Consider the following 19927-nt stretch of genomic DNA (forward strand, 5'->3'; position numbering starts at 1 on the left):
AAACCCTTAAAGATTTCCTCTTAGGGTAAAATATATTAAAAATAAAAGCCGCAAAAAGCGGCTCTTATTTTTTTACAATTTATCTTTAGGAAACTGCAGCCTTAATTCTTTTTAATGCTTCCTCAATTTGTTCTTCACTGGCGGCATATGAAAGTCTTATACAGTCAGGATTTCCAAATGCGTCTCCTGTTACTGTGGCAACAAGTGCTTCTTCCAGGAGAAACATAGAAAAATCTGTAGCATCTTTAATTTGATGTCCTTTGATAGTTTTTCCGAAGAAATGGGAGATATTAGGAAATACGTAAAAAGCTCCTTCTGGTTCAGTGGTTTTAAATCCTGGGATTTCATTAAGTAAGGAAATTATTAGTTTCCTTCTTTCTTTAAAGGTGTCCACCATATGTTGAATTTTGCTTACGGGAGCTTCGAGCGCGGTAATTACTGCTCGTTGAGCAATGCAATTCGCTCCACTGGTAATTTGACCCTGCATTTTGTTGCAGGCCCTGGCAATCCAGTCTGGAGCTCCAATATATCCAATTCTCCATCCAGTCATTGCAAAGGCTTTTGAAACTCCGTTGACAGTAACCACCCGATCGTACATGTCATCAAATTCTGCCATAGACGCATGTTCTCCAACAAAATTTATGTGCTCATAGATCTCATCACTCACCACAATAATGTTCGGGTGTTTTACCAGCACATCTGCCAAAGCCCGAAGTTCTTTACGACTATAGACCATTCCGCTTGGATTGGAGGGTGAACTATACCAAATCATCCTGGTTTTAGGAGTAATGGCAGCTTCCAGTTGTTCAGGAGTAATTTTGAAATCACTTTCTACTGTTGTAGGAATTTCTACAGGAACTCCATCTGCCAGTTTAACTATTTCAGCATAACTTACCCAATACGGGCAAGGCAAAAGTACTTCGTCTCCGGAATTCAAAATGACCATTGCCACGTTTGCCAGAGATTGTTTGGCTCCGGTTGAAACAACAATTTGGGACCTGTTATAAGTAAGATTATTATCTCTCTTAAATTTGGTTATAATGGCATCCTTTAATTCAACATAACCGTCTACCGGGGTGTATGAATTGTAGTTGTCATTAATTGCCTGTATGGCGGCTTCTTTAATAAAATCTGGAGTATTAAAATCTGGTTCTCCAAGGCTTAAACCTATAATGTCTTTTCCTTCTTCCCTTAATTCTCTTGTCTTGGCAGCCATGGCCAGCGTTTGAGAAGTTGCGAGGTTATTAATCCTGTCTGATAATTTTTGTTGCATAAATGGTTGGTTAATAATAAAACTTAAGCTGAAATTGCAGGTTTCATACCCATTTCTCTAAGATGTTCAAAGTGGGCAATAATTGCTTCCCTGGTTGTTTTATATTCGTTATAAGGTAAATTACACTCTCTGGCGGTTTCCTTAACGATCTTTGCTATTTTGGAGTAGTGTATATGGCTAATGTTGGGAAAAATGTGATGTTCTACCTGATGGTTTAAACCGCCAGTGAACCAGTTAACAATTTTGTTATTAGTCGCAAAATTCACAGTCGTGTATAATTGATGGATCGCCCAGGTGTTCTTCATGGATCCGGTTTCATCGGGCAGTGGCATTTCAGTTTGTTTTACTACATGCGCCAATTGAAAAACTACACTAAGGATAAGACCTGCAGTATAATGCATTATAAAGAATCCTAAAAAGATTTTCCACCACGCAATTGATAAAATAATCATTGGCAGTACGATCCAAATACTTACGTAAATAAGTTTTGTGATAGCGATAATACTCCATTGCTTTACTGGGCTGGGTAATTTGCCATAAGCCAGTTTTCGAGCCAGATATCTCCTGGTTTGTTTAAAATCTGTAGTGAGGGCCCAGTTAAAAGTTAAAAGCCCGTAAAGAAATACCGAGTAATACTGTTGAAAGCGATGAAATTTTGCCCACTTTGCGTGTTTGGAAAATCTTATTATTCTTCCTGCATCAAGATCTTCATCGTGCCCGTGTATATTGGTGTAGGTGTGGTGAAGGACATTATGTTGCACCTGCCAGTTATAAACATTTCCTGCAAGTACGTATATAGTTCCTCCCATAAATTTATTTACCCATTTTTTACTTGAATAGGAGCCATGATTACCATCATGCATTATGTTCATTCCCACTCCGGCCATGCCCGCGCCCATTACAATGGTTAGTAGTAGCATCCACCATTGGGAAATGTCAAGACTCAAAATTAGAAAATACGGAGCCAAAAACAAGGTAAACATTACCAATGCTTTAAGGTGTAATTTCCAGTTTCCCGTTTTAGCTAAATTATTTTCTTTGAAGTAATTATTAACACGTTTATTTAAAGTTCTAAAAAATTTAGCCGAATCAATTCGGGAAAAGCGGATGGAGTCTTGATTAAAATTCATGAGGTATAAGATAATTATGTAAAGGTAAAACATTAATTGTGCCGATACTAGAATAGTGTAAAGTTTACCTCAATTTTTCCTTACTTTTGCTTTAAAATAAAGCATTTTGGAACTAATCAACAAATATTTTCCTCATCTTTCTCAACTACAATTAGAACAATTCTCCCAACTACAGGAACTGTACAAGGATTGGAACCTAAAAATAAATGTAGTGTCCAGAAAGGATATAGATGAATTGTATTTACGTCACGTACTACATTCCCTGGGAATAGCAAGGGTGCAGGAATTTAATCCCGGGGCTTCTATTCTGGATGTAGGTACTGGAGGAGGTTTTCCTGGTATTCCTCTTGCAATTCTTTTTCCCGAGACCCGGTTTCATTTGGTTGATTCAATAGGAAAAAAAATTAAAGTAGTTGATGAGGTAGTCTCCGGCCTGGGAATTACTAACGTAAAAACTACTAACTCACGTGTAGAGGAAATAACCGGAAAGTATGATTTTATTGTGAGCCGCGCAGTGGCTGCCATGCCAACCTTTGTGCATTGGGTAAAAGGTAAGATCGCAAAGGAAAATAATCATGAATTCAAAAATGGTATTCTTTATTTAAAAGGTGGTGACCTTTCTGAAGAATTAGAACCCTACCGCAACGTTCAAATCTTTCCGCTTAATAATTACTTTACAGAAGATTTCTACGAAACAAAAAAAGTAGTTTACTTACTTATGAAATTTAAAGGCTAGCTCTATATGTTTTCTGTGTTATTATAGATGATACCCTTTAATACAAATACAACATATCTTTATCAATCATTTAACTCTATAAAAGGCCTTTACTCTGTAGTTTTGGTAGTACCAATAAAAACAGATAATTATGAAAAATTTAGAAGATTTATTTCAACATCAATTAAAAGATCTTTATAGTGCCGAATCGCAATTAATTAAAGCGTTACCAAAAATGGCAAAAAAGGCAAGTGATGATAAGTTGAAAAAAGCTATTGAAAAACATCTTGAAGAAACTAAGGAGCATAAAGAACGTTTAAAGGAAGTATGTGATGAACTGGGAATTAAACCAACTTAGGTGAAGAATGTAAAGCTATGAAAGGCTTAATTGAAGAGGCCGAAAGTTTTCTGGAAGAAGATGCAGACGAAGATGTGAAAGATGCAGGAATTATTGCAGAAGCACAACGAGTGGAACACTACGAGATTTCCGGATACGGAACAGTAATTCGTTATGCCAAAGAACTTGGACATGATAAAATTGCTAAAAAACTGGCCAAAACATTGGAACAGGAATATAAAGCAGACGAGGATCTTAATAAAATGGCAGAAGGACGATTAAACAGGGAAGCAAAAAAATAGTTCCCGCTTTAAAATATTAGAAGAAACGCCTGGAGAAATTCAGGCGTTTTTTATTTGTAGTATTTATTACCAAAAGTTTTGACCCCAATCTTTTTCTTCTCAGGCTAAGTTAAAGCTGTGTTATCTAAAACCTTACATGAAGTTAAATTAGTTAAAAGGCTCTCATTTCAGAATTTTAGAGGCTAAATTTAAGTATACAATTAAAGGAGGGAAATCATGGGTTACAGGGAAGATACCATTGGATTATTATATAAAGTTCTGGCTAAGAGCTTTTTAGACGGAAGGGTTTACATAAGTGCTGCAGAGAGCAGTAAAAGACTCTTATATAAAAACTTTTTTCGAAAGCTTGCGCATCAAAAACGAGCATTTTGTAAAAGAATTAAGTACGAAATAGAAGTACTAGAGAATGAAATTTTATTAATGGGTGGAGAAATTAAATCTTACCCAGATTGGGAAGACCATCACTCACCAATTTTACCTAGTTTTTCGGGTAGAGAAAGACGGACTGATTAAAGAATGCTACCGCCGGGAAAAGCAAAACATCGGGTTTTACAACAGTCTGCTTTCGAGAATAAGTATGGGTCAAATAAGAGAGATGCTGCTTTTTCAAAAACACTCTATGCAGCTAATTCTTAATGAGATCGAATCCATGGGATTGAAATTATACCAGGATCTCGAAGAGGAAATGGATCACTTGGAAAACTTCAGCGGAAGAAATTTGGGTGAAAAAAATTACAGTTAGAATAAATATATCAGAATATAAAAAACCTGAAGATTTGATTTTCAGGTTTTTTATTTAACTCTTAATATAAATAGAATGTTCACAAATTCAATTTGGAATGCACACGCCGCAAATCAATCTTTTTCAGAATTAAATGAAGATCTTACGGTAGATGTTGCCATAGTGGGAGGGGGAATTACCGGGGTAACTACTGCCTTTCTTTTAAAAGAAAGGGGAATGAAGGTAGCCATATTAGAAGCCCGTGAAATAGGACGTGGTACTTCTTCCCACAGTACTGGAAACCTTTACGCAATAACAGATAATCTTCTTGAGCCTCTAAGGTCCAAGTATGATAAAGAGGTGGTTGGAAAAATAGTGAGAGCAAGGGAAAGCGCTGTGAATTTTATTGAACAAACGGTACAGCGATTCCAAATTGAATGCGACTTTAAAAGATTGCCGCTCTATCTTTTTGAAGATAAGAATGAAAAGGATTTGGGAGCTGAAAGAAAAAGAGCCGAAGAAGCCGGGTTAGGAACAGCTGATTTAACCGAGCCATTTCCGGTGAGTGGTATTAAAGGTTTTAGTTATCCAGATCAGGCCCAATTCAATCCGTTGCTTTATATACAGGGTCTGGCAAAGGTGATAGAAGGAGAGAATTGCTCCATTTATGAGAACACCCGGGTGAGCGATATTGATAAAACTGATAATGGTTTTATTCTTAAAACTACTGGGGGAAGAGTTACTGCTAAATACGTGATCCAGGCCACGCATACACCAAAGGGTGTAGAGCTGCAGTATCACACCGTGTTAGGACCGTATAGAGAATATGGAATAGCTGCAAAACTTCAATCGGGAACTTATCCTGAAGGTATATTTTGGGGATATTTCAATGGTGACAAATTCTCTTTTAGATCGTATTCCAGGGGAGGCGAACAATATCTATTATGTATAGGCAGGCCTCACAAGGTTGGCCAGGCAAAAGATAATAAAGAGCATATTCAGGAACTTATAAGCTTTGCAGAGGAAAAATTTAAAATTAAGGAAGTAGTTTATAAATGGGGTGGACAAAATTATAAACCTGCCGATCTCCTCCCGTACATTGGACGAAAAACCTCCAATTCCAATGAGTTAATTGCAACAGGATTTTCTACGGATGGTTTAACCTATGGAACCTTATCGGCAATAATAAATACTGATATTATTACGGGAAGGAAGAATGAATACGAGGCTCTTTTTAAAGCTTCCCGACATAATCCTGCAAAAGCATCAAAAGAATTTATAAAGGAAAATTTTGATGTAGCTGCCCAACTGGTTAAGGATTGGCTTTCTAGAGGTTCAGATGAGCAACTTAAGAACATCCCTCCTGGAGAAGCTCAAGTTGTAAAAATAGACAATAAAAAAGTAGCAGTTTATCGCACAAATGGAGGTGAATTTAGAGCTTTCTCTGCGGTTTGCACTCATATGGGATGTATTGTCAATTGGAACAATGCCGAAAAATCCTGGGACTGTCCATGCCATGGAACCCGCTTTGATGTAGAAGGGGAAGTACTGGAAGGACCCGCCTTTGATCCTTTACAAAGAATTCAGGAGTAATATAAATTAAAAATTATGGAAGAGAAAATGCACCAGAGTAAAGATAACAAGTTTATTCCTATGACCTCTATTTCGAGTGGTAAGGGAAGGGAAATTCGTAATGATGTATTTTACTACACCAATCAAATAGTAAATGTAATAATGATTGGGGATCCTGCAGGAGATTGGGTTTTAATAGATGCAGGAATGCCTAAATCGGGAGAGGAAATTGTAAAAGTTGCTGAGAAGAGGTTTGGTAAAGGAAAAAAACCAGTAGCCATAATATTAACTCATGGACACTTTGACCATGTTGGTGGACTGGTTCATCTTATCAATGAATGGGGAGTTCCTGTATACGCACACCCTCTTGAATTTTTGTACCTCACAGGAGAGAAGAGATATCCCGAGCCTGATACATCTGTTGAGGGTGGTATGCTTGCTAAAATTTCTTCAATTTATCCTATAGAACCCATTAATATATCGGGTGTCCTAAGGGAACTTCCTACAGACTTTACTGTACCCGGTCTTCCGGAATGGAAATGGATCCATGTCCCGGGACACTCCCCGGGGCAGGTGGCATTATTCCGGGAAAAGGATAAAGTTCTTATTGCGGCCGATGCTTTTGTAACCGTAAAACAGGATTCCATGTACAAAGTGCTGGTTCAGAAGACCGAAGTACAGGGTCCTCCGGTTTATTTAACTACTAACTGGGAAATGGCAGAAGAATCAGTTCAAAAATTGGAAGCCCTTAAACCTGATTATGCTGTAACAGGCCATGGCAGTCATATGGAGGGAGAGGAATTAAAACAGGGATTAAAACATCTGGCAGATAATTTTAAAGAAGATGGAGTTCCCTCTCACGGAAAGTTTGTGAGGGATGAACGAAAGAAATAATTCAATATTAACTAAAACAGAAAAATATGAAAGCATTAGTTTGGCACGGAAGGAATGACGTAAGAATAGATAATGTACCTGATCCTAAAATACAGGATCCCGGAGATATAATAATAAAGATCACCTCCACAGCAATTTGTGGGTCCGATCTTCATATTCTCGATGGATTGGTGCCAACTATGAAAGAAGGAGATATTTTGGGTCACGAATTCATGGGAGAAGTGGTGGAAATAGGTCATAATGTCCAAAAGTTTCGAAAAGGGGATAGGGTAGTGGTACCTTTTACTATTGCATGCGGGCACTGTAGTTATTGTAATGACACCCTCTATAGTTTGTGTGATAATTCAAATCCAAAGCCTGATCTTGCAAAAGCAAATCTGGGCCATGCAACTTCTGCCATATTTGGTTATTCTCATATGATGGGAGGTTTTTCCGGTGGACAGGCAGAATATGTAAGGGTGCCTTATGCCGATGTGGGACTTGATTAAGGTGCCTGATACCCTCAATGATGAACAGGCGCTATTTCTATCAGATATTTTTCCCACCGGATATATGGCTGCTGAAAATGCTAATATACAAAGAGGAGATACAGTCGCTATATGGGGTTGCGGTCCTGTGGGCCAATTTGCTATTCAGAGTGCCTGGATGCTGGGAGCAGGAAGAGTTATTGCAATAGACAATGTAGAAGAAAGATTAAATCTCGCTGAAGTTCACGGTAAAGCAGAAGTTATTCGCACCACTGACAGGACAGATGTTTACGAGAAATTGATGGAAATGACCAACGGAAAAGGTCCTGATTCCTGTATTGATGCTGTGGGGGCAGAAGCCCATGGAGATAGTATGATAGGAAAGGTAGTGGATAAAACAAAAGAAGTCCTGTCACTTCCTATGTCCAGACCTTACGTTCTCCAACAGATCATGATGAGCTGTAAAAAAGCAGGAACAGTGTCCATTCCCGGAGTTTATGTAGGCTTCGTTAATGAAGTTCCTTTTGGTGCGGCAATGAACAAAGCTCTCAAGTTTAATATGGGCCAAACGCATGTACAACGGTATATGAAACCACTCCTGGAAAAAATAGAGGAGGGAGCAATAGATCCCACATTTATAATAACACATAGGTTGCCTTTAAGTGAGGCTCCGGAAGCCTATAAAACCTTTAAAGAGAAGAAGGATAACTGCATTAAAGTCGTTTTGACTCCTTAATTTATAACTAAAAAAGCCCGGAAATTTCCGGGCTTTTTTTTAGTTGTTTATGATAATCTTCTTCTGTATAACACCCAAAGGAGTGGTCAATTTTACAAGGTATACTGCAGAACTATAGTTACGAACGGGAAGTACAATTTCTTTAGGATTTTGAAGGTTCTTATGATCTTCCAGGATTTGGCCTCCAAGGCTGTAAATTGATACATCTATGATCTCTACCTGTTTTGGATTTTGTATAACCAGTTCTTTTAAATCGGAAATGTATTTTATAGAAATTTCCCCATTTACCTCTTCCCCTGGCTTTTCTTCTCCCGTGCCTTCTCCAGGTTTTTGAGGTTCCTCTTTTTCATCAGGTATTTCAGATACTACATCTTCTTTAAAGACAATTTGAAATCTTTCGTGGTAGAACCCAGGATCAAGGTTTATTGTAAAGTCTCCTTTTTTAAGATTCCAGAAAGTCTTATTTTCAAGATCCTTCACAAAAATATTAACCTTCTCATCAAGATTTTCAACTTTGTTAAGCTTTATAGTCAAATCTCCCTCCTCTGTTGTTTTAATTCCTAAAGGCAGCACTCTGTTCAGATTAAAATCAGGTACTCCCTGGATAACATATTCGCCATAATTAATGAGCCAGTACATATCTTCGGGAACATTGTCATTTAAAGCAGCATCATATCCAAGATCAAAACCATCTGTAGTATTAGGATCAGCACCTACAAAGATTTGTCGGTTATAGTTGAGAGGTGATTTAAAATCAAGTCGAATCTTTGGACGGAGATCTGTTTTCTCAGTAGATTTTGAATGAACTTCAGGTTTAAGGAAAAGGGAACCACCTTCATTACCACTGGTCTCCCGTACGAAATCCCGCTGTGAATTTCTAAATATAACGTTTCCTCCAACTACGGTTACATCCATGGCATCTTCAGGATAATAAGAAGTATTGATGAAAAATCCCTGTCCTACAGGAATATACCGTCCTGGGATTTTATTTCCAATGCTATCATTTGCCATAACCCGTTCGTCACTTGAGATGGCCGGAACTCCACCTATTAAATTTCGCGTAGCATAACCGCCAATATATTCTTTTAATATGTGAGTGTCTCCACCGGAAAAATGATCCCAGAAATACACTGCTCCATTAAAAATATTAGCAGTGTTTGTTGCTCCACTTACATCAGAACTGCTAAGGTTGTCCAGAATAAATTTATTCACATCAATCGCCGATGGGTATGGATTCCCCAAAAGATAATTTTGCTCCTGTCCCACCGTTAAAGAAATTGTTCCGTTATTAGGTTTTCCTGTAAAGACATAATTTTGTCGATCTTCTATAGCTGCAGCCCCGGAAGTACCTTTCATAGTATAGCCTTCTCCTGCCCTTAAAGTGTCAAATTGGCTAATTCTTTTCCATTCACTATATACGTTGGCAGTGCCCCTAAATTTATTCAACCAATAATTACTCACTTTCCTTGGGGTAGTAAAAGCACCGTCAGCAAACCAATAGGGTCCTCCAAAACTCAGGCCTTTTGGAGTACTGGAATTTGTTCCGTCAAGCATAACAGATGCTATAGTATAGGTGGAGTTATTGGGAGTCCCCCGCAGGGACACGGGGGAAGACCAGTAGTTATAATTATAACTATTGGCTGTTCCCTGCTGGTCTCTTTCAATAAATCCAGAGCTGGACTCCGCTAAGACGCTTATTATACTTTGGGGCAGAGCTGTATCTTCAGGCTCTATGTCTTCTCTGGAAAGAATATCTGTTTGTAATAACTGTGATTCTCCAACCAGGTCAATCGATCCATTTAACTGAAGATAATGGGTAATCGTGAGACTTTGACCGGAATTCTTTTCGTTTAATGCTTCCCCGGGATTTGCAATCGTTAATTTTCCCGTTTTGGAAAGTAATCCCAGAAGTTTAATGTTTTTACCACCGGAATTAATGTTGTGGGAAATACTGGCGATATTCCAGTCTATAACTGTAGTACCGTCAATTCCTTTGCTTCCCGGAGGATCCCACACCTGCGGTCTTAACCAGGTAGCATCGCTGAACCAGCTTCCTGCACGGGTTGAAATATAAGGTAAAGGAGCGGTTCTTTCCTGTATGGTCGTAATATTAATCAAATTACCTTTTGGACTATTGGTCACTTCTCCCAAAGTATAACCATTTTCAACCTTTTCCATTTGGTAATACCCGGATAGGGAAGTCCACGAGAGTTCTCCGGGCACATTGAAAGGTATTTCCACACCCTTAACTTTATCGGAGTTATTTTGGAGTCTTTGATTCATCATGAAGTGAAGCTGTTCCAGGGTAAGTGCAACATTCCAAATTCTCACCTCCTCTATCCAACCATGGAAATAATTAAGAGGGTTGGCAGGAGTAGCAGTATTGTATGCAGCACCTACAAGGAAGGGATGAACAACAGGCAATGGTACTCCGGGGGATGTGCCGCTGGCATTTACTTTAATTCCATCGACATATAAACCTTCGTCTATTCCACCTTTAATTACAGCAATATGATACCACCTGTCTGTCCCAATGGGATATTGAGAGACAAGAGTGCTGTTGTTCCATCTAAATTTTGGAATATTATTTTCTATAATAAGATCATATCCTCCTTCAGCTAATCCGGAAATATTGCGTTTGGATAAAATAGTCTTTATACCGCCGGAAGTATTGGGATTGGGTTTGATCCAGGCTTCAAGAGCAAAATTTTCAGAAGGGTTAAAATGATCTCCAAAAATAATATGATCATTAATACCATCAAAATCCAAAGTACTGCAGAAACTAACCGAAATTTTGACATCATCACTACCTCCACAGGGAACAGTCCATCTCAAAGTATATGTTCCCTGGGCACCTGTAAATGTGGTTGTGGGATTATTCTTGTCGGCAAAAGATCCACTAAGCAGGTCCGTTGACAATAGTCCATTCCCCTGTCTGCCCTGGAGTTACTTCAGAAGTATAAACTGCTTCTAATTGTGTAGTGGTAGTTCCACAATATAAGGTTTGATCAGGTCCTGCGACTGCAAGAATTTGTGCAGGTTGTGCAATTTGTACAGGTAAAGTCAACTCACATCCATTAGCATCAATGACTCTAACAGTATATTCTCCTGCAGTTAAGTTTGTTGCTGTTGCTGTTGTTTGGCCGTTACTCCAAACATAGATATAAGGGTCTCCTGTAGAATTAGGAGTTCCTCCTTCAGCAAGGACAGTAGCAGTACCATCACTGCCCATATAACAGGTAATACCTGTTTCTGAAGTCAACTTCAAAGAAAGGGGGTTAGAGGGTTGTCGAATTTCCACTTCGACAGTAGTGTAATTTTCTACTCCGTCATTAACAACAACTTTATATTTTCCTGCGGGAAGTCCTGTAAAGCTGCTTGAAGTTTGGGCATTTCTAACGGTACTTCCTGTAGAAGAAAGCAATTTATAAGTATAAGCTCCACTTCCTCCAGACGCTCTGGCATTTATTACTCCGTTTATTCCTCCATTACATAGAAGCTCATTAGGAAATGCTACAGCATATAAAGGAGATCTTACCGTTGCTTCATTGTTAGTAGAATAGCATTTAGGGTCGGGACCTTCTCCACATTTCCATTTTTTATTATTGGAGAAGGTAAAATAAATACCTTCTATTTTTAAAATTTTTCCACAACTATAATCAATAGGGATGGTTTGTGCTACGTCGGGAATATCTGTACGATCATAAAAACAGCCAAAATCTTTAAAATTTTCCTTTACTCCAGTATCAATATTCTCAAGGGAATAAATATATTCTATGTATAAGGAATATCTATGCGGGCTGCTCGGTACCCTTACGTAAAGATATTTTTGCTGGACATCATCGCAATTTGCAGTAGTAATTTCGTTACCATTACTATCACCGATGAAATAGTCGTCTGCACTCAAATCATTTGAACCACAATCATCGGCAAAACAGCCACCTACATACTGTATTATAGTTTGTGTAAACTTCAGGCCTTTTGAATCAGTAACTATAACAGAAATAGTTTTGTCACCAATTTCTGAATATTCTACACGATGAATTCCTGGACCCGTTGCCGTCGATGGTGTACTTGCCTTACCAAAATTCCACTGGTAAGTATAAGGACCTGTTCCCCCTCTGGCAGTAAGATTATCTACTTTAAAATAGGAGGTTCTAATTAAATTTTCATCATCTTCACAAATTGAGGTGGGAATTATAATGGCATCCAGAGCATCTATTATGGTTACTTCTTTAGTAACGTTACACCCATTGGCATCGGTTACTGTGATCGTATAAGTCCCGGCAGGAAGGTTGTGAGCTGTTTGCCCTGTTTGGCTATTGCTTCCAACACCTGTCCATTTAAAAGTATAATTAGGACTTCCCCCACTAACCTGTGCAGTTGCAGTTCCTGTTGCCGATCCCCAGGATGTGGTTTCAGTAGTCAAAAATCCGGTGATCTTCAATTGAGTAGGAGTAGACACCGTTACAGTTCTGGCTTTTTCACAGCCATTTCCGTCTTTTACTATTACCGTATGATTTCCGGGAGCAAGTCCGGTAGCAGTTTGAGTTGTTTGCCCATTGCTCCATAAGAAGGAGTAATTTCCTGTTCCACCGCTAACTTCTACTCTTGCAGTTCCGTTATTTTGCTGGTAACAACCGGATGTGGTATAAACAGATGTAATTTCTACAAAGGTCTCCGGCTGGGTAATAGTAACGGAAAGAGGTGCAGTTGTACAACCATTAGCATCTTTTACTGTTACCGAATATGTTCCTGCAGGCAGATCAGTCTTTGTATCCCCTGCTCCTAATGAACCCCATGAATATGTATAGGGAGCAGTCCCCCCGGTGGCCGAAACAGTAACTGCTCCTGTAGCATAACCATTACACAAAACATCGGTTTTAGACACAATAGTTGCAGATAGTTCAGCGGGTTCAGTAATTTCAAATGCCGGATCCAAAATTTCTGTGCAACCCTGATTTACCGCATCACGAATTTGAACTGAATAAGTTCCTACAGGTAAATTGTCAAAGATTTCACTTGTTTGCCAGGTAGTGCCATTTATGCTAAACTCGTATGAATCATATCCCCCCGTAGCGTTGGAGATAATTATACTACCATCAGAACCCCCATTACAGCTCACGTTCTCACCGGAAATATCACCCCTTAGTGTAAAAGGGCGGGTAATCTCCAGGTGCGTGTCCAGGGAGATTCTACAATTGGGATGAGATTTATCTCTTATTAAGGTTGGGTAGGTACCGTCACTCAAATTGGTAAAAATTCCGGAGTCCTGCCAGGATGTACCACTGTTTATACTGTATTGGTAAGCACCTGAACCACCTATAGGAGATAAAATAGATATTGTACCATCGTTTGCAGTATTACAGGTAATATCAGTAAAAGAAACTGTGGCGCTTAAAATCTCCGGTTCCGTTACCATTACCTCCTGAGAAGTAATACAGGCATTAGCATCCTTAACTGTTATAGTATATGTACCTGCAGAAAGATTGGTAAAAGTATTTGCACTTTTGAAGGTGCCATTGTTTAGTTTGTACTGATAAGATCCGGTTCCACCGGACACTGTTCCTGTTGTAATTGTTCCGTCATTTCCACCATGGCAGCTTACCGGAGTAAATGCTGGAGCAGCCATGCTAAGAGCGTCAGGTTGAGTAACAATAACCTCCTGAGAAGCTTCACAGGCGTTAGCATCCTTAACTGTTATGGTATAAGTTCCTGCGGAAAGGTTTGAAAACGATTTGGCACTTCCGAAGTTGCCATTGTTTAATTTATATTGGTAAGTTCCGGTTCCACCAGATACAGCACGCGGTAACTGTACCGTCACTTGCACCATTACAGCTAACCCCTGTAGAAGTTGGGGCAGCAAGGATAAGTGCATCAGGTTGAGTTACTGTTACTTCCTGAGAAGTTTCACATTCGTTTTGATCCCTAACGGTTATTATATAATTTCCAGCGGAAAGGTCTGGAAATGAATTTTCACTTCCGAAGGTGCTATCATTAATTTTATACTGATAAAATCCCGTTCCTCCAGAAACAGTTCCTGCTGTTACAGTTCCATCATTCCCGCCATTGCAGCTGACAGCCGTATATGACGGAGCAGTCATACTAAGAGCATCAGGTTGAGTTACTGTTACTTCCTGAGAAGTTTCACATTCGTTTTGATCCCTAACAGTTAATATATAATTTCCAGCAGAAAGGTTTGAAAATGAATTTGTACTTCCAAAGGTGCCATCATTTAGTTTATACTGGTAAGATCCAGTTCCTCCGGAAACAGTTCCTGCTGTTACAGTTCCATCATTCCCACCATTGCAGCTAATTGCAGTAAAAGACGGAGCAGCCATGGTAAGAGCTTCAGGTTGAGAAACGATAATTTCCTGAGAGATTTCACACGCATTAGCATCTTTAACTGTAAGAGTATAAGTTCCTTCTGTAAGTCCCGAGAAGGTGTTCGTAGAACTAAAATCTCCATTTAAAAAATATTCAAAAGGCGCTGTTCCTCCGGAAACGGTTCCTGCTGTAATAGAACCATCACTAGCTCCATGACAACTTACTTCTGTTGTAGTGGAAGGAGAAATTTGTAAGGGAGCGGGTTCTGTAACTTCAAAGGTTTTGGATGTAGAACTTCCCTCTTTATCAGTTACAGTGATGGTATAGGAACTTAACAGGCAGGTTGGAAACTGTTTCTGTTGTTTGGCTAAGTTCGGTCCAGGTGAAGGTATAAGGGGCAACCCCTCCGGAAATATTAACAGAGATACTCCCGTCATTAACGCCGGAACAAGATACATCCAGGACAGTTCCGGAAATGGTAATTTCCACTGTCTTTGTATTTTTTGCCGTTAAAAAGGAGAGGGAAGAACCTAAAAGAAAAATTATTAGCAAAGAGGTTCTTGCCAGAAAAGTAATTTTTCCCATCCACTAAATTTAGAAATAGTGGATAAAAGTATATATAAAAATTTAATAACAAGCGTTTTAGCCGAAAAATTTACCGTTTAAAAGCATCATTTTTCGACCAAATACACTAGATCTATCAATATTACCTCTATTTGTAGGAAGAATCTTATTAATTTTGAATTATAATTTTCTTTGTTATCACTGTACTTTCAGAATATAATTTAGCTATATAAACACCTGCACTGTAATTCTTCACTAAGCAATCTCACTTCCTTCTCGTGTGCAATATTTTTATAGGTTGTTATTAATTTACCATTCATGTCAAACAGAAGAAGCTCGTTAATTGGAACCTGTTTAGGATTAAGGATTTGAAGTTCTCTTCCCACGTGCGCATGTCTAAATGAAAGATCTATTCCATAGTCTACCTCTTCACCAGGAACCTCTGGTTTAGGTTCAATTTTTGGATCCTCTTTAAAGAAGACAATCTCGAAGCGTTCGTTGATGTAACCAGGCTCTGAAGTAGAAACATAGTCAGTCTTTCTTAGATCGTGAATACTATCTGTGGCTTTATCCTTTAAGAATATTTCCATACCCTCCGGAACATTTACAGATTTAGCAATTTCAATAGTAAAGTCTTCAGTACCGTCTATAACAAGTCCCATAGGAATTACTCTTGCTTTGTCAAAATCAGGTACTCCCTGGATAACTAATTCAGTAGCACCAATTAACCAAAACATATCTTCTATGTTATATTCAATCATAGGAGCATCATAACCCAGGTCAAATCCGTCGGTAGTATTCTCATCTGCAGCGACAAGTATTTCCCTGTGATAACCTTTTGGAGATTTAAACTTCAACCAGAATTTCGTTCTCTTATCCAAATGATCTTTGACTTCTTTGTTTCCTTTAACCACTATTTCTGGCTTATGAAAAACAGAGTGATCACCTTCTGTTTCAAATATTCTTTGGCTGTTCCTGAACACTAAATCACCTCCGGTTATAGCAGGGGGATTGTTGGTTGAATTATTTTGATTCCATTCACCAACAGATGTAGAATTTATAAAAAAGGATTGTCCAACTAGGTATAAATCGTTCTGGCACTTCCCCACCTGAGCCTCCGGCTTCATAATTTATCCGATAATCATTAGCTATGGCTTTCACTCCCCCTGCTAAATTATAAACTGCATAACCTCCAATATATTCTTTAAGTATATGAGTATCTCCTCCGGCAAAATGTGACCAAAAATATAAGGATCCATTAAATGAATTTCCGTCATTTTTTCCTTGCGCAACATCTTCTAAATTGTCCTTTATAAATTCATTTGCATCTATTGCCGATGGATATGGATTACCGATAAGATAACTGTGTTCAGCTGCAATAGATAGATGAATTGTGCCATTATTTGGTATACCTCTAAAAGTATAATTTTGTCTATCGGAGATTGCCGCATTTCCAGCAGTACCTTTCATTGTGTAACCCTCACCAACAGGAATTCCCGTGTCTTCAGTTATTTTAATCCATTCAGCATATACATTTTCATTACCGTGAAATAAGTTTAGCCAATAGCTACTTACTTTTCGGGGATTTGCAGCTGCTCCGTCTGCGTGTGCATATGGAGTTCCAAATTGTAAATCTGCAAAAGCCCCAATTGCGGAATTTGTCCCATCTTTCATTGCACCTTTAATAGTATAAGGAATATTTCCAGCTTTTGAACTCACTGGCGAAGACCAGTAATTGTAGTTGTAGCTGTTTGCTGTTCCCTGTTGATCTCTTTCAAGCCAGCCTGAGCTTTGGAGGTCAACAATACTTTCCAGGTCCTGCAGTAGTTGAGATTCTCCTACAAGGTCAATTCCTCCGTCCAATTTAAGGTAATGACTAACCCTTAAAAATTGTCCAGAGTTAAATTCATTTTGAGCGCCCGGAGCGGCGATGGTAAGTTCGTTTTCCACAGAGATAAGTCCTAAAACTGTAATATCTTTTGCTTGAGATTCAATATTATGAGAAATCTCTACTATATTCCACTCTATAGGTGTTCCGTTGTACCCAGTACTATTTGGATAATCCCACACCACAGGTTGAGTCCAGGTAGCTCGGGTAGTCCAATCTCCATCAGCCGCTGAAGTGTAAGGTAACGGAGCAGTATTCTCCTGCAACGTTTCCATATTCCTAAGCTTACCATTAACAGAATTACCAGCTAAATCTAGTGTATATCCTCCATTGAGTATATTGTTAGCTAATAATTGGTAATAGCCAGACAAGCTTGAATAGGGCAAGCCAGGTGCAGGCATAGGTATTTTAACCCCTATGTTCGCACCAGTTTGAAGCCTCTGATTCATTAAAAATCGAATTTGCTCCTGCTCGATTTTACCATTCCAAATCCGTACTTCTTCAATCCATCCAGAAAAGAAATTCTCAGGATTAGGTGCATTCCATCTTGCTCCAATGAATGCTCTTGTTGTACCAGCTTTGGAAATGTTTTTATCAGTATATATTCCATCTACATAAAGTTTTCCGTCAGAATCCACAGCTATATGATACCATCGACTATTAGGTATTACCAAGCCAGAAAGATCTGCCATATTTATTTCTAATTGAAGAGTACTAATAATTGTACTGGTAGCAGCTTCTGGCCGTATCCAGGCTTCAATGCTGTAGTCTCCGGTATATTCCTCGCCTAAATCCACAAAGTCATCTACTCCATCAAAATCTAACTTAGAACAATCTTGAATAGTTACCTTAATGGGAGTACTGGCCGGAGGACAGGTTTGATTTTCTATTAAATTTCCATCTTCTCCTTTGGTTGTGGGAGTAAGTTTCCAGTTAAGGCTAAACTCTCCCTGATAATTAGGAGTAAAAACGGCATTAGGATCATTCACTGCTGGGGTGAAATGTGAAGCAGAATAAGAATACCCATTTGGCCCAGTAACTTCCCATTTTCCTGTATAACCATCAGGAGTGGTATATCCTGGAGTGTTAAATTCTGCCATAGCACCTTTGGTACCGCTAACAACAGTTGCTGTTAACTTTGTACTACTATTTCCACAACTGCCACCAGTTGCAGTTGCGGTTGCGGTGTAAGTGTCGAATACAAAGGCTTTAACCCGTTCAAAATTTTCAATACTTTGGCAAGCTTGTCCTTCAGAATTTAATTGAAGAGTCGTTCTTACCTCAAAAGTGTTCCATCCTATAATTTTTGGTTGCCATTGTTCTGAAGTACTTGTTCCAATGGTTATTGGAGCTGCAGGATCAGTGTAATCTCTCCAAACCATTCCAACACCGTTGGGGCCATCAGGTAAATCCATATTGTCTATAGCCCAAACATCACCAACTCTGGTTCCAATAAAATGGAACCGTATTCTCAAATTCCCTTCCCCTAAATAGTTTTCTAAATTAAGGCTGATTTGGTTGTCTGAATCTCCTGCACTGAATCCATTAAAGTAGCCACTGCTTTCTGGCCCTGCTTTGTAATATAGGGGAGGAGTTTGATAGGTTGCTCCACCGTCAGTAGAAATATCCACACTTATTGATGCTCCGGAAGTTAAATTATAAGCCTGATCAAAAGTTAGCTTTCCAGTTTCCATTGCAAAAGTATTAAAAACAGGTGTTTCTAAAGTAGCAGCATTGGCACCAGATATAATTGCAAAACCTTTGTTGCCTTGATTTGATGGATTGGAATCCCAGGTAACATCGGGAGGATTATTTGTAGGATTATTTACATTTGCTGTTGAAAACTCATGTGGATTTACCCGAAGCCAAATTGCAGGTCGGGTGTTATTTGCTCCTGAGTTAAAGCCCAGATCAGTGTTGTTTCCATCTCTTTTAACTCTCCATCCATGATTTGTAATAGAGGAGTTATCAAATTCTCCTCCTCCAATATCACCTCCACTTGCATATCCTGTACTTGAGCTGAGGGTAACATTAGCACCATAACATACCACTCCAGGAGTTATAGTCACGGGTGCAGGCTCAATATCTGAGGGTACTATACTTAATATAGCTCGTGGTGATAAAACATTCGGTGTACAAGCTCCACTTTCAATTTCAACCTGGAATGAAATAGTTTCATTCAGACCTAAAGCAAAAATTTGATCTCTGGATAAGGTTGATCCAGTAAAATTGCTGCCATTTTGTTGAATCGGAGTCCAAGAAGTGCTAGAACTTTTTCTGTATTTCCAAACCTTTATGTGACCAGTGATCCCGCTTAAGGTAAGAGGAGTTAAGCTTTCTTTAGAAGGATTCTCGCAAATCATAAAAATTCTTCCTACAGATCCAAAAGATAAAGTTCCTCCAACTAGTAGTGGATCCACAGTAATAGAACCTGTTACTGAAGCATTTTGACAAGGTCCTGTAGTAGTAATAGTGTAATTAAAAGTTCCGGCAACTGTTGGTATTCCCGCTATTGTAAAACTTCCATTCTCGTATTTTCCAATAAGACCTAGTTGGTAATGTGCCTGCAGAAATATTTGCCCCCGTAGCACCTCCACCAACAGAATAGGTTATGGAATTTATTTCACCATTTATGCATACGTTGAAATTGGTAGTGTTTTCACCAGAGGAAAGACCAATTGTGGAATTATCCTGAATCGTTATTTTTCCATTTATAGAATTATTTTCACAGGATCCGGTAGTGGTAATAGTGTAGTCAAAAATTCCTGCCGATGTAGCTGTACCAGAGATTGTAAAAATCCTATTATCAGAATCATAATTCTGTAAAATTCCTTCAGGGAGGGATCCGGTGAGCTCAACTCCTGTTGCGCCCCCGCCAACCGAATATGTTATTGTTTTTATTCCATTGTTGATGCACAAAGTTTGGGAATCACTTCCCGAAGAAGAGCTTAAGCTTACAGATGCTACATCATTAACGACAATAGTTCCACTAAGAGTTTCT

18 protein-coding genes are annotated in these 19927 nt (G+C 38.9%); 8 read left to right on the top strand and 10 right to left on the bottom strand.

The features are described from left to right. Positions 1-85 precede the first annotated feature (85 nt). Both LZ575_RS20715 and LZ575_RS20720 read right to left on the bottom strand, forming a co-directional pair. Entirely contained in the window at positions 86-1273 is a 1188-nt protein-coding gene (locus LZ575_RS20715; protein WP_235327037.1) for a pyridoxal phosphate-dependent aminotransferase, read from the bottom strand. Positions 1274-1296: 23 nt separating this feature from the next. Further along, positions 1297-2403, bottom strand: a complete 1107-nt coding sequence (locus LZ575_RS20720) for an acyl-CoA desaturase (protein ID WP_235327039.1) — start codon at positions 2401-2403, stop codon at positions 1297-1299. Positions 2404-2509: 106 nt separating this feature from the next. Between LZ575_RS20720 and rsmG the strand changes: the two genes are divergently transcribed. The 8 genes from rsmG (at position 2510) to LZ575_RS20755 (ending at position 8147) form a co-directional block, all read left to right on the top strand. Beyond that, positions 2510-3139 (top strand): 16S rRNA (guanine(527)-N(7))-methyltransferase RsmG, encoded by a 630-nt coding sequence (rsmG, locus tag LZ575_RS20725; protein WP_235327041.1) that lies wholly within the window; start codon positions 2510-2512, stop codon positions 3137-3139. Positions 3140-3269: 130 nt separating this feature from the next. Further along, positions 3270-3476, top strand: a complete 207-nt coding sequence (locus LZ575_RS24455; RefSeq protein WP_409187183.1) for a ferritin-like domain-containing protein — start codon at positions 3270-3272, stop codon at positions 3474-3476. Positions 3477-3493: 17 nt separating this feature from the next. After that, positions 3494-3757: a ferritin-like domain-containing protein gene (locus LZ575_RS24460; RefSeq protein ID WP_409187184.1), complete on the top strand. Its 264-nt coding sequence runs from the start codon at positions 3494-3496 to the stop codon at positions 3755-3757. A 424-nt stretch (positions 3758-4181) separates the two neighbouring features. Then, on the top strand, positions 4182-4499 hold the full coding sequence (locus LZ575_RS20735; RefSeq protein WP_235327043.1) for a hypothetical protein: 318 nt from the start codon (positions 4182-4184) through the stop codon (positions 4497-4499). A gap of 75 nt (positions 4500-4574) precedes the next feature. Further along, on the top strand, positions 4575-6071 hold the full coding sequence (locus tag LZ575_RS20740) for an FAD-dependent oxidoreductase (protein WP_235327045.1): 1497 nt from the start codon (positions 4575-4577) through the stop codon (positions 6069-6071). A 15-nt stretch (positions 6072-6086) separates the two neighbouring features. Further along, complete coding sequence (locus tag LZ575_RS20745) at positions 6087-6944, top strand: MBL fold metallo-hydrolase (protein WP_235327047.1); 858 nt, start codon at positions 6087-6089, stop codon at positions 6942-6944. A gap of 26 nt (positions 6945-6970) precedes the next feature. Then, positions 6971-7432, top strand: a complete 462-nt coding sequence (locus LZ575_RS20750; RefSeq protein WP_235327049.1) for an alcohol dehydrogenase catalytic domain-containing protein — start codon at positions 6971-6973, stop codon at positions 7430-7432. 1 nt (position 7433) lies between these two features. Next, positions 7434-8147 (top strand): zinc-binding dehydrogenase, encoded by a 714-nt coding sequence (locus LZ575_RS20755; RefSeq protein ID WP_235327051.1) that lies wholly within the window; start codon positions 7434-7436, stop codon positions 8145-8147. Positions 8148-8186: 39 nt separating this feature from the next. On the opposite strand, the gene LZ575_RS20760 is transcribed toward LZ575_RS20755, so the two are convergent. The 8 genes from LZ575_RS20760 to LZ575_RS20785 form a co-directional block, all read right to left on the bottom strand. Continuing rightward, entirely contained in the window at positions 8187-11066 is a 2880-nt protein-coding gene (locus LZ575_RS20760; protein WP_235327053.1) for a LamG-like jellyroll fold domain-containing protein, read from the bottom strand. Further along, positions 11047-13980, bottom strand: coding sequence for a SprB repeat-containing protein (locus LZ575_RS20765; protein WP_235327055.1), 2934 nt, complete (start codon positions 13978-13980; stop codon positions 11047-11049). The genes LZ575_RS20760 and LZ575_RS20765 overlap by 20 nt, the downstream gene beginning before the upstream one ends. Further along, positions 13916-14875, bottom strand: coding sequence for a SprB repeat-containing protein (locus LZ575_RS20770; protein ID WP_409187185.1), 960 nt, complete (start codon positions 14873-14875; stop codon positions 13916-13918). Before LZ575_RS20770 ends, LZ575_RS20765 begins: the two co-directional genes overlap by 65 nt. After that, positions 14781-15059 (bottom strand): SprB repeat-containing protein, encoded by a 279-nt coding sequence (locus tag LZ575_RS24465; protein ID WP_409187186.1) that lies wholly within the window; start codon positions 15057-15059, stop codon positions 14781-14783. Before LZ575_RS24465 ends, LZ575_RS20770 begins: the two co-directional genes overlap by 95 nt. A gap of 148 nt (positions 15060-15207) precedes the next feature. Further along, complete coding sequence (locus LZ575_RS24470) at positions 15208-15294, bottom strand: T9SS type A sorting domain-containing protein (RefSeq protein WP_409187230.1); 87 nt, start codon at positions 15292-15294, stop codon at positions 15208-15210. Then, positions 15260-16165: a hypothetical protein gene (locus LZ575_RS20775; RefSeq protein ID WP_235327059.1), complete on the bottom strand. Its 906-nt coding sequence runs from the start codon at positions 16163-16165 to the stop codon at positions 15260-15262. The genes LZ575_RS24470 and LZ575_RS20775 overlap by 35 nt, the downstream gene beginning before the upstream one ends. After that, entirely contained in the window at positions 16077-19523 is a 3447-nt protein-coding gene (locus tag LZ575_RS20780; RefSeq protein ID WP_235330788.1) for a LamG domain-containing protein, read from the bottom strand. The genes LZ575_RS20775 and LZ575_RS20780 overlap by 89 nt, the downstream gene beginning before the upstream one ends. Beyond that, positions 19405-19845 carry a hypothetical protein gene (locus LZ575_RS20785; RefSeq protein ID WP_235327061.1) on the bottom strand — a complete coding sequence of 147 codons (441 nt, stop codon included), beginning with the start codon at positions 19843-19845 and terminating at the stop codon, positions 19405-19407. Before LZ575_RS20785 ends, LZ575_RS20780 begins: the two co-directional genes overlap by 119 nt. Between the last annotated feature and the right edge of the window lie 82 nt (positions 19846-19927).

It is taken from the genome of Antarcticibacterium sp. 1MA-6-2 (genome assembly GCF_021535135.1).
Classification (GTDB): Bacteria; Bacteroidota; Bacteroidia; order Flavobacteriales; family Flavobacteriaceae; genus Gillisia.